Annotated in this window: 12 protein-coding genes; 10 read left to right on the top strand and 2 right to left on the bottom strand. The window is 36.9% G+C overall.

The features are described 5' to 3' along the window. Positions 1 to 1,053 carry a hypothetical protein gene (locus B5D25_RS06415; RefSeq protein ID WP_143000651.1) on the top strand — a complete coding sequence of 351 codons (1,053 nt, stop codon included), beginning with the start codon at positions 1 to 3 and terminating at the stop codon, positions 1,051 to 1,053. A gap of 72 nt (positions 1,054 to 1,125) precedes the next feature. Beyond that, a complete protein-coding gene (locus tag B5D25_RS06410) occupies positions 1,126 to 2,220 on the top strand; it encodes a DUF4298 domain-containing protein (RefSeq protein ID WP_078787132.1) in 1,095 nt (364 codons plus the stop codon). A 224-nt stretch (positions 2,221 to 2,444) separates the two neighbouring features. Here B5D25_RS06410 and B5D25_RS06405 read toward each other — a convergent pair whose 3' ends face one another. Both B5D25_RS06405 and B5D25_RS06400 read right to left on the bottom strand, forming a co-directional pair. After that, positions 2,445 to 3,965, bottom strand: coding sequence for a Mur ligase family protein (locus tag B5D25_RS06405; protein WP_078787131.1), 1,521 nt, complete (start codon positions 3,963 to 3,965; stop codon positions 2,445 to 2,447). 12 nt (positions 3,966 to 3,977) lie between these two features. Next, positions 3,978 to 5,189, bottom strand: a complete 1,212-nt coding sequence (locus B5D25_RS06400) for a carboxylate--amine ligase (protein ID WP_078787130.1) — start codon at positions 5,187 to 5,189, stop codon at positions 3,978 to 3,980. Between the two features lie 547 nt (positions 5,190 to 5,736). Here B5D25_RS06400 and cuyB point away from each other — a divergent pair. From cuyB to priA, 8 genes are all read left to right on the top strand, one after another. Then, positions 5,737 to 6,441: a cysteate racemase gene (gene cuyB / locus B5D25_RS06390; protein ID WP_078787128.1), complete on the top strand. Its 705-nt coding sequence runs from the start codon at positions 5,737 to 5,739 to the stop codon at positions 6,439 to 6,441. Between the two features lie 32 nt (positions 6,442 to 6,473). After that, positions 6,474 to 7,109 carry a cytidylate kinase-like family protein gene (locus B5D25_RS06385; RefSeq protein WP_078787127.1) on the top strand — a complete coding sequence of 212 codons (636 nt, stop codon included), beginning with the start codon at positions 6,474 to 6,476 and terminating at the stop codon, positions 7,107 to 7,109. A gap of 21 nt (positions 7,110 to 7,130) precedes the next feature. After that, complete coding sequence (gene glgA, locus B5D25_RS06380; protein WP_078787126.1) at positions 7,131 to 8,567, top strand: glycogen synthase GlgA; 1,437 nt, start codon at positions 7,131 to 7,133, stop codon at positions 8,565 to 8,567. A 64-nt stretch (positions 8,568 to 8,631) separates the two neighbouring features. Beyond that, positions 8,632 to 10,404: an Rqc2 family fibronectin-binding protein gene (locus tag B5D25_RS06375; RefSeq protein ID WP_078787125.1), complete on the top strand. Its 1,773-nt coding sequence runs from the start codon at positions 8,632 to 8,634 to the stop codon at positions 10,402 to 10,404. Between the two features lie 31 nt (positions 10,405 to 10,435). Beyond that, complete coding sequence (locus B5D25_RS06370) at positions 10,436 to 11,314, top strand: YicC/YloC family endoribonuclease (RefSeq protein ID WP_078787124.1); 879 nt, start codon at positions 10,436 to 10,438, stop codon at positions 11,312 to 11,314. Between the two features lie 11 nt (positions 11,315 to 11,325). Continuing rightward, positions 11,326 to 11,946 (top strand): guanylate kinase, encoded by a 621-nt coding sequence (gmk, locus tag B5D25_RS06365; RefSeq protein WP_078787123.1) that lies wholly within the window; start codon positions 11,326 to 11,328, stop codon positions 11,944 to 11,946. A gap of 59 nt (positions 11,947 to 12,005) precedes the next feature. Further along, positions 12,006 to 12,281 (top strand): DNA-directed RNA polymerase subunit omega, encoded by a 276-nt coding sequence (gene rpoZ, locus B5D25_RS06360; protein ID WP_353736463.1) that lies wholly within the window; start codon positions 12,006 to 12,008, stop codon positions 12,279 to 12,281. A 355-nt stretch (positions 12,282 to 12,636) separates the two neighbouring features. Further along, positions 12,637 to 14,679 (top strand): replication restart helicase PriA, encoded by a 2,043-nt coding sequence (priA, locus tag B5D25_RS06355; RefSeq protein WP_078787122.1) that lies wholly within the window; start codon positions 12,637 to 12,639, stop codon positions 14,677 to 14,679. The last annotated feature ends 3 nt before the right edge of the window (positions 14,680 to 14,682 follow it).

Here is a 14,682-nt window from a genome sequence, read left to right as displayed (position 1 = left end):
ATGGCAATTCCTCAGCTGATGATACTTACGGCTCTTTTATTTACCGTCATAAGTGTAAGGAAACATAATGATGTTAAAGTATTTACTTTAGATGATATTCATGAAACCGAAAGCTATTTTATTGATAATATGGTAAATGTCATCTATGAACCTGAGTCGCTTAAACCGGCAGGATTTGATCAAATAACCGGTGAAAAAAAGACAGGACAATATTTTTACGAATATAAAGACGGTCGTTTATTCATTATTCTTCTGAAAGAAGAAACGGCGAATAAAGTTAAAAATGGAGAAAAGATATCATTTAAGGTAAAGATTATTAAGGATACACCAACAGCTGATTATATTCTAAGCGAGTATGCAACTACACTTGGACTTGAAAATGCGAAGATCGAAGGTGCTGTTTCACCATATATTCTTGATGAAACTAAGTTTCCGGGACTTTGGATAAAGAGCTTAAAATGCATGCATTACGTTCTTGTGGTCGTTCTTGTAATACTCCTTGCATATATCCTTGTGGCTTCTTATAATCCGGCTTTAAACAGACAGGCAAGACAGCTTAAAAAGTATGGCAAGCCGGGTAAAGTTGTACGCAGAATTGATAAGGAAATGCGTAAGAAACTCTTATATAGAAGTGATAATATCTATGTTACTGAATCATTTCTTATAGTTGTTTATGTAAGCAGGATAGATATCATATATCTTGATGACGTCAAATATATTTCAAAGAATAAGGTTGAAATTAAGAAGGGACCTTTCGGAAGAAAAAGAACGGAATATCAGCTTACTCTTTCCAATGTTGAGAAGATGTATTTTGAAATGACTATACCTGATGAACAGACTATAGATGATATCATTTATTATATCCGTGGTGATATTGAAATGTCAGAAGATATAAATGAGAAGGATGATATTAAAGAAGAGGAAATGTCTTATGACTCTGTAAATGAGGAAGGGGCAGTCAATCCGGAGAATGAAATCGATGATGACATCATTTTTGTAGATATGGACGGATTTATAAATGAATTTGAATCTATAGACGATATGGATGAGTAATTTTACGGGAATAAAATATATTTTTATTTATCCGGCAGTAGAAGCAGAAAGACAGCATTAGGGAGGCTATGAATGAATTTTGATTTATTTGTAAAAGACATCGAAGAAAATGATTGGAATGTATTCGGTGTGGAAGTCTATGAAAATGGTAAATTAAAATATAACTACGGCGATACGGAAGGGCTTCATCAAATTTATTCGGCTACAAAGACTGTGCTTTCTGTGGCAGTTGGAATAGCATATGACGAGAAAAGAATAGACATTGATAAATCGATTCTTGAATATCTTCCTGAAGATAAATATAAAAATCTTTCAAAAAAGAGTTATGATGTTTTTTCAAGAATAACTATCAGACGACTGCTAACCATGTCTGTTAATGGTTTTCCGTTCAGACCTGAAGGCGATAACTGGCTTGATTTCGCGCTGAACTGTGATGAGATTGATCCGGATAAAGTAACATTCAACTATAGTAATATTTCTGCATATCTTGTAGGTGTGGCTCTTGATAAAGCTTTTGGATGTGACCTGGGGAAAGTAATAGAAGAGCGTATCCTTAAAACTATGGATATTGTAGATTATGAATATGAAAGAAGTCCTGAAGGATATTTTTATGGTGCTTCTAAAATGCTTTTGTCTGTCCATGATTTAAGTAAGTTTGGACTGCTTCTTTTCAATAAGGGTATTTATAACGGAAAACGCATTATCTCATCGGAATATGTTGATCTTGCCACAAGTACACAGCAGATGAATAGAGAAGGCGGATACGGTTTTTATATCTGGATGTATAGAGGTGGATTCAGCATCAATGGTAAGCTGAAACAGAAGTGTTATATATTACCGAGAACCGGGCTGATAGTAACATATCTTTCTCATATAGAAGACGATTCCTGCAAAGTTAAAGAAAGTATGGAAAAACATATTTTCGGTATAGATGTAAAGGAGAATAAAGCATTCGCTCGTATTGCATCTATGGAAGAAATATACGACAGAGTAAGAAGCGGCAGCGGTACTTCAGAGGATTTGAAAATACTTGAAAAGTATTTATCAAGTCCTGATTGGAAATATGATTTTATGCTGGATGAAAAAGGGCTTATTCCCGCAGGATTAAAGAGAGGCGTTCTCTCAGAAGATGGCATTTATAATCTCTTGGAAGAATATAATAAGTAGATTACAATAATAAACATTTAAAATCGAAATCTTGAAATATAAGAACATATACATAAAACAAGAAGTGTAAAATACATATAAAAATATTATATATAAAACCAAATTAAATCAAAAACAGGAAGCTCCGAAAGAAAAATCTATCAGAGCTTCCTGTTTATATTTTGGATAAATTAAATTTAAATAAGTATCAAAAGTTGATTTACCAAAATTCTGTGATGACCGGATTAATTATATTTCTCATCATATTCCTTGATGAAGTTTTGAACATATTCTGCATCTGATGGGCATGGAATATATTCTCTTCCGATCTTCTGGCGTGTTTCATCACCTTTTCCGGTTATGAGAAGAACAGTAGGAGGCATGTCCGGTGAAGCAACTTCAAATATTGCCTTCTTAATTGCGATGCTTCTGCTATCGAGTATTTCGTATGGACAACCTTCTTTTTCTACATATTGAGCAATGTCTTTTGATATTTCTTCAGCTGGTTCTTCACCCGGATCCTCAGGTACGAGATAGATCATATCTGAATTCTTTCCGGCGAGAGTTCCGAGATGTTCACGTCTAAGAAGGGCTTTCTTACCCGGACATCCGAAGATTGTTACAACACGTCTTCCCGGATACTCGGAAAATGTTGATTCATATAATTTCTCAAAAGAAAGCTTGTTATGAGCATAATCAACAATGGCAAAAACCTTCTTATCTTTGGTTGTGAAAAGCTCCATTCTTCCCTTTGATCTTGCAGTCTTTAATCCGTTAAAGATATATTCTTCCGGTATATCATAGCTTACAGCAACTGCGATGGCTGCGAGAGCGTTCTGTACATTGAAAAGTCCCGGCATAGTAAGAATGAATTCTTTATCAAAACGGTCACATTTTACTTTGAAATGAATCTCTTCATCAACCTTTTTGATGTCATATCCATATATATCACTTCCCGGTTTTGTGCCGAAAGTAGTAACTTTTGAAGATGCCTTAGAAGCTTCTTCGATACGTTCATAGTAATCTGAATCAGTACAGATAAGAGCATGTTTTACCTGAGAGAAGAAGCGTAATTTTGATGAAAAATAATCTTCAAAATCAGGATGTTCGATAGGGCTTATATGATCTTCGGAAATATTTAAAAATACACCTGCATCATATGTGATAAGATCCACTCTGTTATATTTTAACGCCTGAGATGAGACTTCCATAGTGAAGAAATCTATGTCTGATTTGGCAGCATTATCGAAATGATAAAGGAGCTCCAGACATTCAGGAGTTGTTATATGTGATTCATATCTTTTCTTTCCGTCATAGAAATCGATTGAAGAAGTAATGGCAGTCTCTGAACGGCCAATACTTTCCTCGTAAAGATCGAGTATATTCTTGATGTAATAAGCCGTTGTTGATTTACCTTTTGTTCCGGTAAGACCTGTCAGCTTAAAATTATTCCATGGACTGTCATAGAAAATCTTTCCGAGAAATGGCATGGCGCGTCGGATGTCATTTACCATGATATGAGGAAGGGCTACATCCGGATACTCTTTTTCACTTATAAATGCAACAGCACCTTTTTTTACGGCATCTTCAAGATAGGCCTGTTTAAATGCGGCACCCTTACATACAAAGAGAGTACCTTCGGTAACACTGTTTGAGTCATATGTAAGTCCTTTGATTATTATTTCTTTATCATCCGCATTGGTATTGTCGGATGACAGAAGATTATTCTTTGTTAAAACGTCAATATATTCCTGCAGTTTATGCATTTTAAATCTCCATTATTTGTAATATTCCTTATATTTCTTATAGTGGCTTATGTGCTGCTTAAGCATTCTGAGTGTTCTGTTAAGCTTCAGATCGCCGGCCATAAAAACAGGATTCACGAATTTATTCTTTTTGAGAAGTTCTTTGAGCTTTTTCTTGTTGGCAGGGTCCTTAACATATTTCTTTGCAACACCCTTTGGAACTACAAGCCAAAGATGCTCTTTCTTGGCAACCATTAAAGGAAGGTCTCTTCCTCTTATATATTCTTCAACAAAATATCTGGCAACATTGAAGCCGGAAGCTGTTACATAGAAATTAGATCTGCCCTGTCTTGTATTGATCTCAAAGAATTTATATTTATTATCACGAGAATCATACTTGATATCAAAATTTGAATATCCGATATAATTAAGATCCTCGAGAAGGTTTTTGACTTTTTTCATAAGCTCAACCTGAGGCTCTGTAATTATGACAGCATGATTACCTTTTCCGTGAGGAGTATGCTCTTCGAGAAGAACATGTCCGAGACACATCATTTTAACTTTACCGTTATGGTCTGAGTAAGATGTGAGAACGCGCATATATTCATCATTTCCCGGAATCATATCCTGGATAATGAGAGTATCTTCGTAACCTGCATCATAAATCTCATTAATAACTTTTTCGAGTCTTTCGCGTGATTCGATAGTATATACTTTTTCCTGTGTAGGGAATTCATGCTCCCAGTAATTAATACCATTAGATGGCTTTAAGATTACAGGAAACTGGAATGGAAGAGTATCGCCGAGGACATCTCCTTTTTTGTAGCAAAGAGTTCCCGGATAATCTATACCATGCTTATCGCAGAGCTTGTAGAAAAGCTCTTTCTGCTGAAGGCTGTCCATAAGTTCGAAATCGATATATGGAGCGATGGCATTTTCCGGCAATTCATTTTTGTGCTTACTGATAAGTGCAACATAAGAATCGCCGCAACCGATGGTAAGTACCTTTTTATCACTATGTTCCGAACAGAAATCTCTTACAGTTTTAAGAAAAACTTCGTCGGTATCTATATCTTTGTCAGCATGATAAACTGTTATCTTGCTGCCGTAGCTTGGTCCTGTCTGGAATTTTCCGAATACGTATGATTTAACTTTATATTCTTCATAAAATGCTCTTGCGACACTGTAAGTATTGATGTCACCGCCGAAAAGCATAGGTATGAAGGACTCATCAGTGAATTTCATTTTTTATCCCCTTTTCATTTTAATGTGTATTCCAAATGCAGATTACAATATGCAGATCACAATATGCAGATTACAATATGCAGATCACAATATGCAGAACACAATATGCAGATTACAATATGCAGATTACAATATGCAGATCACAATATGCAGATCAAATATGAAGCTCATAATATGCGAATCACAATATGCATATGAAACATCAACCGCAATAAGCGGTCATTGCATATAATTGCATAAATTATAATTTACATTCGATACACAAATCATAAAACAACCTACAGTATACCACTTTAAAAGAGTTTAGTGAAATGTTTTCTTTGCCCGGAATTTTTAAAATCATATTTATAAAAAATGATTATTTACATCATAAATATAAAATAAATAAAGATCGGACGATATACCCTGAAAATGTCGCTTATTTGCGGAATATACAGGCGAATATTTGGAATAGATAGAACAGGCGGATTTGTTGACACGGGGGGCACTTCAAGTTATAATTTTTATAAGATTTTATATGAGCTTATTGCTTGAGAGGACGACATAAATGAACAAGAAAAAACTTGGTATTTTAGGTGGTATGGGTCCTGAGGCGACAGAGATTCTTTATAAGAAAATCATAGAGAAAACAGCTGTTTCGGGAGATAGAGACCATCTTGATATACTTATATACTCACATGCAACTATACCTGATAGAACAGAGGCCATACTTAACGGCAGACAGGAAGAGCTCTGGGACATACTGTCACAGGACGTAAAGATGCTTAAGGGTGCAGGATGTGAATATCTTGCGGTTCCTTGTAATACCTGCCATTTTTTCGCTGACAGATTTGACGAATGCATGGATGGCAGATTTATCAATATGATTGAAGAGACAGCTGCTTATACGGCTGCCAGAGGATTTAAGAAAGTCGGCATTATGGCAACTGACGGAACTGTCAAAAATGACATGTACGGCAGAGCATTAAGAAAGCATGGAGTAGATGTTGTTTATCCTGATCCGGATGCTCAAAGTAAAGTCATGTCCATCATCTATGATGAGATCAAAGCCGGAGAAAAAGGCGATAAGCATAAATTTATGGATGCAGCTGCTTCACTTAGAAATAAGGGGTGCGAGGCAGTGGTTCTTGCATGTACAGAGTTATCAGTTTTTAATGTGAATTATGAGTTGAATAGTGACTATTATATAGATGCGCTGAGCGTTGTTACTAAGGCTTGCATTGAAAAGTGCGGTGGGGAGTATCTTTTCTAATTATGGGGTAGCAGACAAAGGAGGGGCGGACTATGGAGAAAAAGGTTGTTATCACAATTGCCAGACAGTATTGTTCCGGCGGCCTTAAGGTTGGTAAAAGGCTGGCTGAAGAACTGGGCATAAACTGCTATGACAGTGAGATGTTCAGACTTGTTTCGGACAGTAAAAATCTTATGGATAATCATGTTGCACATGATGCAAGGATAAAGGGAACATCTTTTTTTACAATAGCCAAGTCACAATACGAAGGGCATGATTTTCATGACGAACTCCCTCCGGAAAGTGATGATTTCCTCTCTATGAAAGATCTGTTCACTTATCAATCGGACATAATAAGAGAGCTTGCTTCGAAGGAGTCCTGCGTTATAGTGGGAAGATGTTCGAATTACATTTTGAAAGACTATCCAAATGTTATAAGTGTATTTATACATGCACCGATTGAGTACAGAATTAGAAGAGCCTCGTCTATACATAATATGCCGGATAAAGAACTTATCTCTTATATCAACAGCATGGACAGGCATAAGGAAGATTATTACAGATATTATACCGGTCACGACTGGAAGAATGTCAGATATTATGATCTTTCACTTAATTCAGAGCGTTTTGGTATAAGAGGATGTGTAACTGAAATTGAGAATTTTATCAAAGCAAGATTTTCTGCTTGATCATAGATGGAGGGGTTGCAAATGAAAAAAATAGCGTATATAGCATCAGAATGTGTTCCATTCATCAAGACCGGAGGTCTGGCAGATGTAGTTGGAACTCTTCCTAAAAAGTTCAATAAAAAGGAATATGATGTCAGAATCATCATGCCGAATTATATGTGCCTTCCTGAGAAATATCGTAAGAAAATGAGATATATAACACATTTTCATATGGATATCGGCTGGAAGCAGCAGTATGTCGGAGTAATGTATCTTGAGTATGAAGGTGTTCCGGTTTATTTTATTGATAATGAATATTATTTCAATGGTTTCAATATTTACGGAGATGTAAAATGGGATATTGAAAAGTTCTGCTTTTTCAGTAAGGCAGCCCTTTCAATCCTTCCGGGTATCGGTTTCCAGCCTGATATCATTCATTGCCATGACTGGCAGGCGGGAATGGTTCCGGTATTCCTTAAGACTATATTTTCAAGTAATCCTTTCTACAGCAATATGAAGTCTGTTATGACGATTCATAACCTGCAGTTCCAGGGTAGATGGGATATTAAGACTCTTCAGGAATATTCAGGACTTCCGGGATATCTTTTCACTCCTGATAAATTGGAGATAGATAAAGACGGAAGTATGCTTAAGGGTGGTCTTGTTTATGCAGACAAGATTTCGACGGTTTCCAATACATATGCTCAGGAAATTCAGACACCGTATTACGGTGAAGGACTTGACGGACTTCTGCGTGCAAGATGGCAGTCTCTTTGGGGTATAGTCAATGGTATTGATTACCAGGTATGGAACCCGGAGACAGATAAAGCGATAGCTAAAAATTATAGTATAAAAACATATAAGAAGAATAAGGTTGCCAATAAGCTGGCTCTTCAGAAGGAGCTTGGTTTACCGGAAGATCCGAATGCATATATGATCGGACTTATATCGAGACTTACAGATCAGAAAGGTCTTGATCTTGTAGACAGGATAATGAATGATATAATGACAGACGGAACACAGTTTGTAGTCCTCGGTACCGGAGACAGAAGGTATGAGGATATGTTCAGATATTATCAGGGTATTCATCCGGCAAAGCTTTCAGCAAATATTTATTTCAGTGATGAGCTTTCACATAGGATTTATGCTGCCTGTGATTCGATGCTTGTTCCATCAAGGTTTGAGCCTTGTGGTCTGACTCAGCTTATGGCACTTAGATATGGTACGCTTCCGATAGTACGAGAAACAGGTGGACTTAAAGATACTGTTATTCCTTATAATGAATATGAGGGAACAGGAACCGGATTTTCATTTGCAAATTATGATGCATATGAGCTGTTAAATACTATCAATTATTCAAAGAAAGTATTCTTTGATAATAAAGAAGCATGGGCAGGTTTACAGAAACGTGCCATGGAACAGAATTACAGCTGGGCTAATTCAGCAAAGATTTATGAACAGATGTATAATGAATTGTAGAATATGAATAGGATTCAGATGTCTGCGTGTGTTATGCATACGCAGACATTTTTAGGTGATTATAATGGCTTTTGACGGAATTATGATAAGCAGCATAGTGCATGAACTTAAGGGAAAGATCGTTGACGGAAGGATGAGCAAGATCCAGCAGACTGATGATAATGAACTTTTTCTCACGATCAAAGGAAGAGAAAATGTTAAACTTATCATTACGGCTGATGCTTCACTTCCGCTTATATATCTTACGGAAGAGTCTAAAAATGCACCGCTCACAGCTCCGAACTTCTGCATGTTATTGCGTAAATATATCGGAAACGGCAGGATAGTTGATATAGTTCAGCCGGGGTTTGAACGAATAGTCGAGATCATAATAGAACATAGAAATGAAATGGGTGATATCGAAAAGAAGAGGCTGATAGCCGAATTCATGGGTCGTCACAGTAATATCATCCTTGTTGACAGTGACAACAGAATACTTGATAGTATTAAGAGGATTCCGAGTGATGTAAGTTCGGTAAGAGAAGTTCTTCCGGGAAGGGAATATACATATCCACCGGCAGGAGACAAGAAAAATCCTTTGGAAATCTCTGAATCGGAATTTTATGAAAATGTATTTTCGAAGAATGTAAATATCAGTAAGGCGATATATACTTCTGTAAATGGTTTTTCACCTGTTGTAGCAGAAGAAATCTGTTACGAAGCAAATGTCGAACCTAGAAAAGACAGTTCATCACTCAGTGATGATGAAAAGAATAATGTATTTAATGCTTTTAAAAATGTGAGAGATAATATCAGTAATGATTCATTTGTAAATGAGATTTATCTTTCAAACGGAATGCCTAAAGAGTTTTCGGCAGTCAGACTTTCAATGTATTCTGATTATGAAGTAAGAGGATATGAAAGTCCTTCGAAACTTACATTTGATTATTATAATGAAAAGGCGGCTAAAAACCGTATCAGTACAAGGTCTGCGGACCTTAGACATCTTGTGGCAAATGCTGTGGAAAGAGTTTCCAAGAAGTATGATCTTCAGCTTCAGCAGTTAAAGGATACGGATGACAGAGATAAGTACAAGGTTTACGGTGAACTTATCAATACATATGGATATAATCTTCAGAAGGGTGATAAGATATTAAAGTGCTTAAACTATTATGAGGACAAGGAAATAGAGATTCCTCTTGATGAAAATCTTACACCTTCGGAAAACAGCGTAAAATATTTTTCAAAATACAATAAAAAGAAAAGAACATTTGAAGCTTTGACGATTCTTACCGATGAAACAAAGGGAGAACTTATGTATCTTCAATCTGTTCAGGCATCCCTTATGATGGCAGAGTCGGAGGATGAACTTATTGATATAAGAACAGAACTTGTGGAATCCGGTTATGCAAAAGGTGACAACAGGATGAAGAAGCTCTCCGGAGGAAAGAAGAATAAGGGCGGACAAAAGGGTATAATACAGAAATCAAAACCACTTCATTTTATATCTTCAGATGGATATGATATGTATGTTGGAAGGAATAATATTCAGAATGATGAATTAACTTTCAAGATAGCTTCCGGAAATGATATGTGGTTTCATTCGAAGAATATGCCGGGTTCTCATGTAATAGTTAAGAAGAAGAGCGAGGCTGAGATTCCTGACAGAACTTATGAAGAGGCAGGAAGGCTTGCGGCATATTATTCATCAGGTAAGGATGCACCTAAGGTGGAGATAGATTATACTGAGAGAAAGAATCTTAAGAAACCACCAAAAGCTAATCTTGGATATGTTATATATCATACCAATTACTCCATGATGGCAGAACCGTCGATCGATGGTCTTACACAGGTATGATAAAATAAATTGATAATAGCAGGAGACGAAAATGATCAGAAGTATGACAGGCTTCGGAAGAAGCGAGTATGTAGACGAGGATAAAAAGATAGCTATTGAGATTAAGTCTGTTAATCACAGATATTCAGATATAAATATCAAGATGCCTCGCAAGTTTAATCAGTTTGAAGCGGCTATGAGAACCGTTCTTAAAGATTATATCGAGAGAGGAAAAGTTGATGTATTTGTAACATATGAAGATTATGCTAAATCAAATCTCGTTGTTAAATACAATAAGGAAATCGCTGCTGAATATATCGGCCATCTTGAGCAGATGAAGCAGGATTTCGATTTGAATGAAGATTTTAAGCCGACAGTTATTGCTGATTTTCCGGAAGTATTTTCGCTTGAAGAGAAGTCTGAGATAGATAACAGCTTATATGAAACAATCGAGAAAACTTTACGTGAAGCCGGAGAAAATTTCTCTAAGGCAAGAGCGGTTGAAGGTGAAAATCTTAAAAATGATATGCTTGCTAAACTCGATGAGATGGCTGCTATGGTTGATAAGATTGAAGAGATGTCACCAACACTCATTGCTGAATATAAAGAGAAGCTTACTACTAAAGTAAAAGAACTTATAGAAGCAGGAAGCATTGATGAATCAAGAATAGCAGCTGAAGTTGTTATATATTCTGATAAGATATGTGTAGATGAAGAGATAGTAAGACTGAAGAGTCACATAGAAGGCGTTAAGAATATCCTCTTAGGCGGAGGAGCTGTAGGAAGAAAGCTTGATTTTATAGTTCAGGAAATGAACAGAGAATCAAATACAATTCTTTCCAAGTCAGATTCTCTTGCTGTAACGGATATAGGAATTGAACTTAAAACTTGTATAGAGAAGATAAGAGAGCAGATACAGAATTTAGAGTAATGGAGGCTATTATGAGTAATAAAGGAAAACTTATCGTATTATCAGGATTTTCCGGAGCAGGAAAAGGTACGGTTGTTAAAGGACTTGTAGAGAAATACGGATACAGTCTTTCTGTATCGGCAACAACAAGAAGTCCAAGACCGGGTGAAGTAGACGGAAGAGAATATTATTTTAAAACAGTTGATGATTTCAAGAATCTTATTGATTATAACGGATTTATCGAGTGGGCTCAGTATGTAGATAATTATTACGGAACACCTCGTAAATTTGTTGAGGATGAGATAAATGCAGGCAGAGATGTCATTCTCGAGATCGAAGTTCAGGGTGCTATGAATGTTAAAAGTCAGTATCCTGATGCAATACTTATCTTTATCACAACTAAGGATAAGGAAACTCTCAGAAGCAGACTTGAAGGCAGAGGTTCTGAGGAAGCAGCTGTTATAGAAAAGAGAATGAAAAGAGCGGCTGAAGAGGCTAAGAGTATCGACCTCTATGAGTATATTGTCATAAATGATGATATAAATACTTGCATTGATATGGTAAATTCTGTTATATTAAGCAGGAAGTGTGCAAAGGAGAATAATTTAGAGTTTATTGCACAATTAAAATCTGAGTTCAACGCAGCGAAGTAAAAGCTGCGATATACGGAACGAAACCTTTATGATAAAGGTTAACTGGAAGGAGATATAAAATGAGCGAGACAACCCAAAGGAAGACAAAGGAAGACGGAATGCTGCATCCATCTTATTCGGATCTTATGGCAGTTGTTAACAGTGATGTTGAACCGGGAGAACAGCCGGTAGTACAGAGTAGATATTCTATCGTGCTTGCAACAGCTAAGCGTGCAAGACAGATAGTTGGCGGTGATGAACCACTTATATATGGCGGAGACACAATGAAGCCGCTTTCAGCTGCCGTTGAAGAATTATATCAGGGTAAGGTTAAGATCGTAGGCGACAACGAATAATATATTAGATTCTGATTTAAATGTCGGATATCATTAATGCAGGCGGGCTGGAATGTCCGCCTGTATTATTTGAGGAATATTATACGGTTAACATAATGTAATGCTGACCACTGTGGACGAGAGCTGTGTTTTGCATCGCGTATAATAGTGACGAGGCCTTTGTCGAGACAATCTTGTAGCATAGATAGATGAAGACTGTTTTGCGGTATATTTATTTATGGAAGAAATATGTCGAGACAATCTTGTGATACGGAAAACACGTACAACTGTACATAGCAAAATGCAGAATATTTTGTCACGTAAAAATGCAGACGAGTTAATTATAATAGATTGAATTTTGAAAGAAGGAGGAACTATGGAAGGCAGATATGCGGATGTGATAATAGATATATCCCATGAAAAAGTTGATAAAGTATTTCAGTACTGCATTCCGGAGGAACTCCGTGAAAAGATTAGGATTGGTACACCGGTTAATATACCGTTTGGAAGAGGTAATGCCCTCAGAAAGGGATATGTCGTTGGATTGAGCGACGAAGCCCAGTGGGAAGAAAGTAAGATAAAATCCATAATAAGTATAGTCGAAAAAGGTGTATCCATTGAGAGTGAATTGATAGAACTTGCTGCATGGATCAAGGAGTATTACGGATCAACAATGATCTCTGCGCTTAAGACAGTTACTCCTGTTAAAGAAAAAGTTAAAAGGCGAAAAGTTGAATCAGATGGACCTGCAGAAGGAATCATTTCAAATGAAAATCTGATTAAAGAATACAGTGGCGTGACTCTGAATCAGGAACAGCAAAATATCGTAAACGATTTTGTGAATGATTATGATCAGGGTATAAGAGGCAAATATCTTCTGCATGGAATTACAGGAAGCGGTAAGACGGAAGTTTATATCGAACTTGTAAAAGAAGTTGTTAAAAGAGGTAAGCAGGCCATTGTTCTTATACCGGAAATTGCACTGACAGTTCAGACTGTTGCGCGATTTGAGGCCGTATTTAAGAATAGGATTTCCATCATCAATTCAAGGCTCAGTAAGGGTGAAAAATACGAAGAATTTGCCAGAGCGAGAAAGGGTGAGACAGATCTTATAATAGGACCGAGATCGGCTTTATTTACGCCATTTATAAATCTCGGACTTATAATAATAGATGAAGAGCATGATAATGCATATAAGAGTGAAACTACTCCGAAATATCATGCCAGGGAGACTGCATTAAAGAGGGCTTCTCTTTCTGATGCAGCAGTAGTGCTTGGGTCTGCGACTCCTTCAGTCATGAGTTACAATATGGCTGAAAGAGGAGAATATAAGCTTTGGAAATTAAATGAAAGAGCCCTCGGTCAACTTGCCGATGTCAGTATAGTTGATCTTAGAGAAGAACTTAAAGCGGGCAACAGAAGCATCATTTCAAGAGAATTATATACAAGAATGAATGAAGCATTTACTGCAGGTGAGCAGGTTATGCTTTTTATCAATAGAAGAGGTTTCAACAGTTTTGTTTCATGCCGAAGCTGCGGTAAGGTTATAAAATGTCCGAAATGTGATGTGGCACTGGCACTTCATTCCGGCAATAAACTTATATGTCATTACTGCGGACATCAGGAAAGTATGCCTAAGAACTGTCCTTCCTGCGGTTCCAATCTGATAGGTGGCTACGGAACAGGAACCGAGAAGGTGGAGGCAGCTGTTAAAAGCCTTTTCCCGGGGATCAGAACTCTCAGGATGGATAAAGATACAACAGGAACCAAGAATGCGCATGCGGATATTATTTCTGCATTTAGAAATCATAAGGCGGATTGTCTTATAGGAACCCAGATGATAGTTAAGGGACATGATTTTGAAAATGTAACCGTTGTCGGGGCAATCCTTGCGGATCTCGGACTTTTTGATAATGATTATGAATCGGCTGAAAGAACATTCGATCTTCTTACTCAGGCGGCAGGTCGTGCAGGAAGAAGAGAAAAACCGGGCTATGTTGTTATACAGACATACCAGCCGGAACATTATGCTGTTGAATGTTCTAAATCTCAGGATTATGAGGAATTTTATCAAAATGAAATGGCATACAGGAGAATACTTCATTTTCCGCCTGCCTCTCATATGCTGGGACTGCTTATAACATCTAAAGACGAGGAACTTGCCGATAGGGTGGCTGCCGATGTGGCTGTAAAAGTAAAAGAAGCCCTTGAAGGAACGAAGGGGGCTGTTATTACAGGACCTAGTCCTGCATATATTGGAAAGATAAATGAAAACTACAGAAGAGTTATCTATGCACGTGAAGAAAAATATGATAAACTAATGGATGTTATTGCAGAAACGGATAAATTTTTCAGGGAGACATATCAGGATACGGATTGTGAGCTTCAATTTGATATGGACCCGATTAATATAATATAAAGG

The organism is Eubacterium ruminantium (assembly GCF_900167085.1).
GTDB classification, from domain to species: Bacteria; Bacillota; Clostridia; order Lachnospirales; family Lachnospiraceae; genus Eubacterium_Q; species Eubacterium_Q ruminantium.
The sequence above is the reverse complement of the archived record's forward strand: the minus strand, read 5'-3'. Positions and strand labels throughout refer to the sequence as shown.

Coding starts and splice junctions, on each gene's coding strand:
- glgA (WP_078787126.1), top strand. CDS start 7,131: ATGAAAAAAATAGCGTATATAGCATCAGAATGTGTTCCATTCATCAAG.
- rpoZ (WP_353736463.1), top strand. CDS start 12,006: ATGAGCGAGACAACCCAAAGGAAGACAAAGGAAGACGGAATGCTGCAT.
- cuyB (WP_078787128.1), top strand. CDS start 5,737: ATGAACAAGAAAAAACTTGGTATTTTAGGTGGTATGGGTCCTGAGGCG.
- B5D25_RS06415 (WP_143000651.1), top strand. CDS start 1: ATGGCAATTCCTCAGCTGATGATACTTACGGCTCTTTTATTTACCGTC.
- B5D25_RS06400 (WP_078787130.1), bottom strand. CDS start 5,189: ATGAAATTCACTGATGAGTCCTTCATACCTATGCTTTTCGGCGGTGAC.
- priA (WP_078787122.1), top strand. CDS start 12,637: ATGGAAGGCAGATATGCGGATGTGATAATAGATATATCCCATGAAAAA.
- B5D25_RS06405 (WP_078787131.1), bottom strand. CDS start 3,965: ATGCATAAACTGCAGGAATATATTGACGTTTTAACAAAGAATAATCTT.
- gmk (WP_078787123.1), top strand. CDS start 11,326: ATGAGTAATAAAGGAAAACTTATCGTATTATCAGGATTTTCCGGAGCA.
- B5D25_RS06385 (WP_078787127.1), top strand. CDS start 6,474: ATGGAGAAAAAGGTTGTTATCACAATTGCCAGACAGTATTGTTCCGGC.
- B5D25_RS06370 (WP_078787124.1), top strand. CDS start 10,436: ATGATCAGAAGTATGACAGGCTTCGGAAGAAGCGAGTATGTAGACGAG.
- B5D25_RS06410 (WP_078787132.1), top strand. CDS start 1,126: ATGAATTTTGATTTATTTGTAAAAGACATCGAAGAAAATGATTGGAAT.
- B5D25_RS06375 (WP_078787125.1), top strand. CDS start 8,632: ATGGCTTTTGACGGAATTATGATAAGCAGCATAGTGCATGAACTTAAG.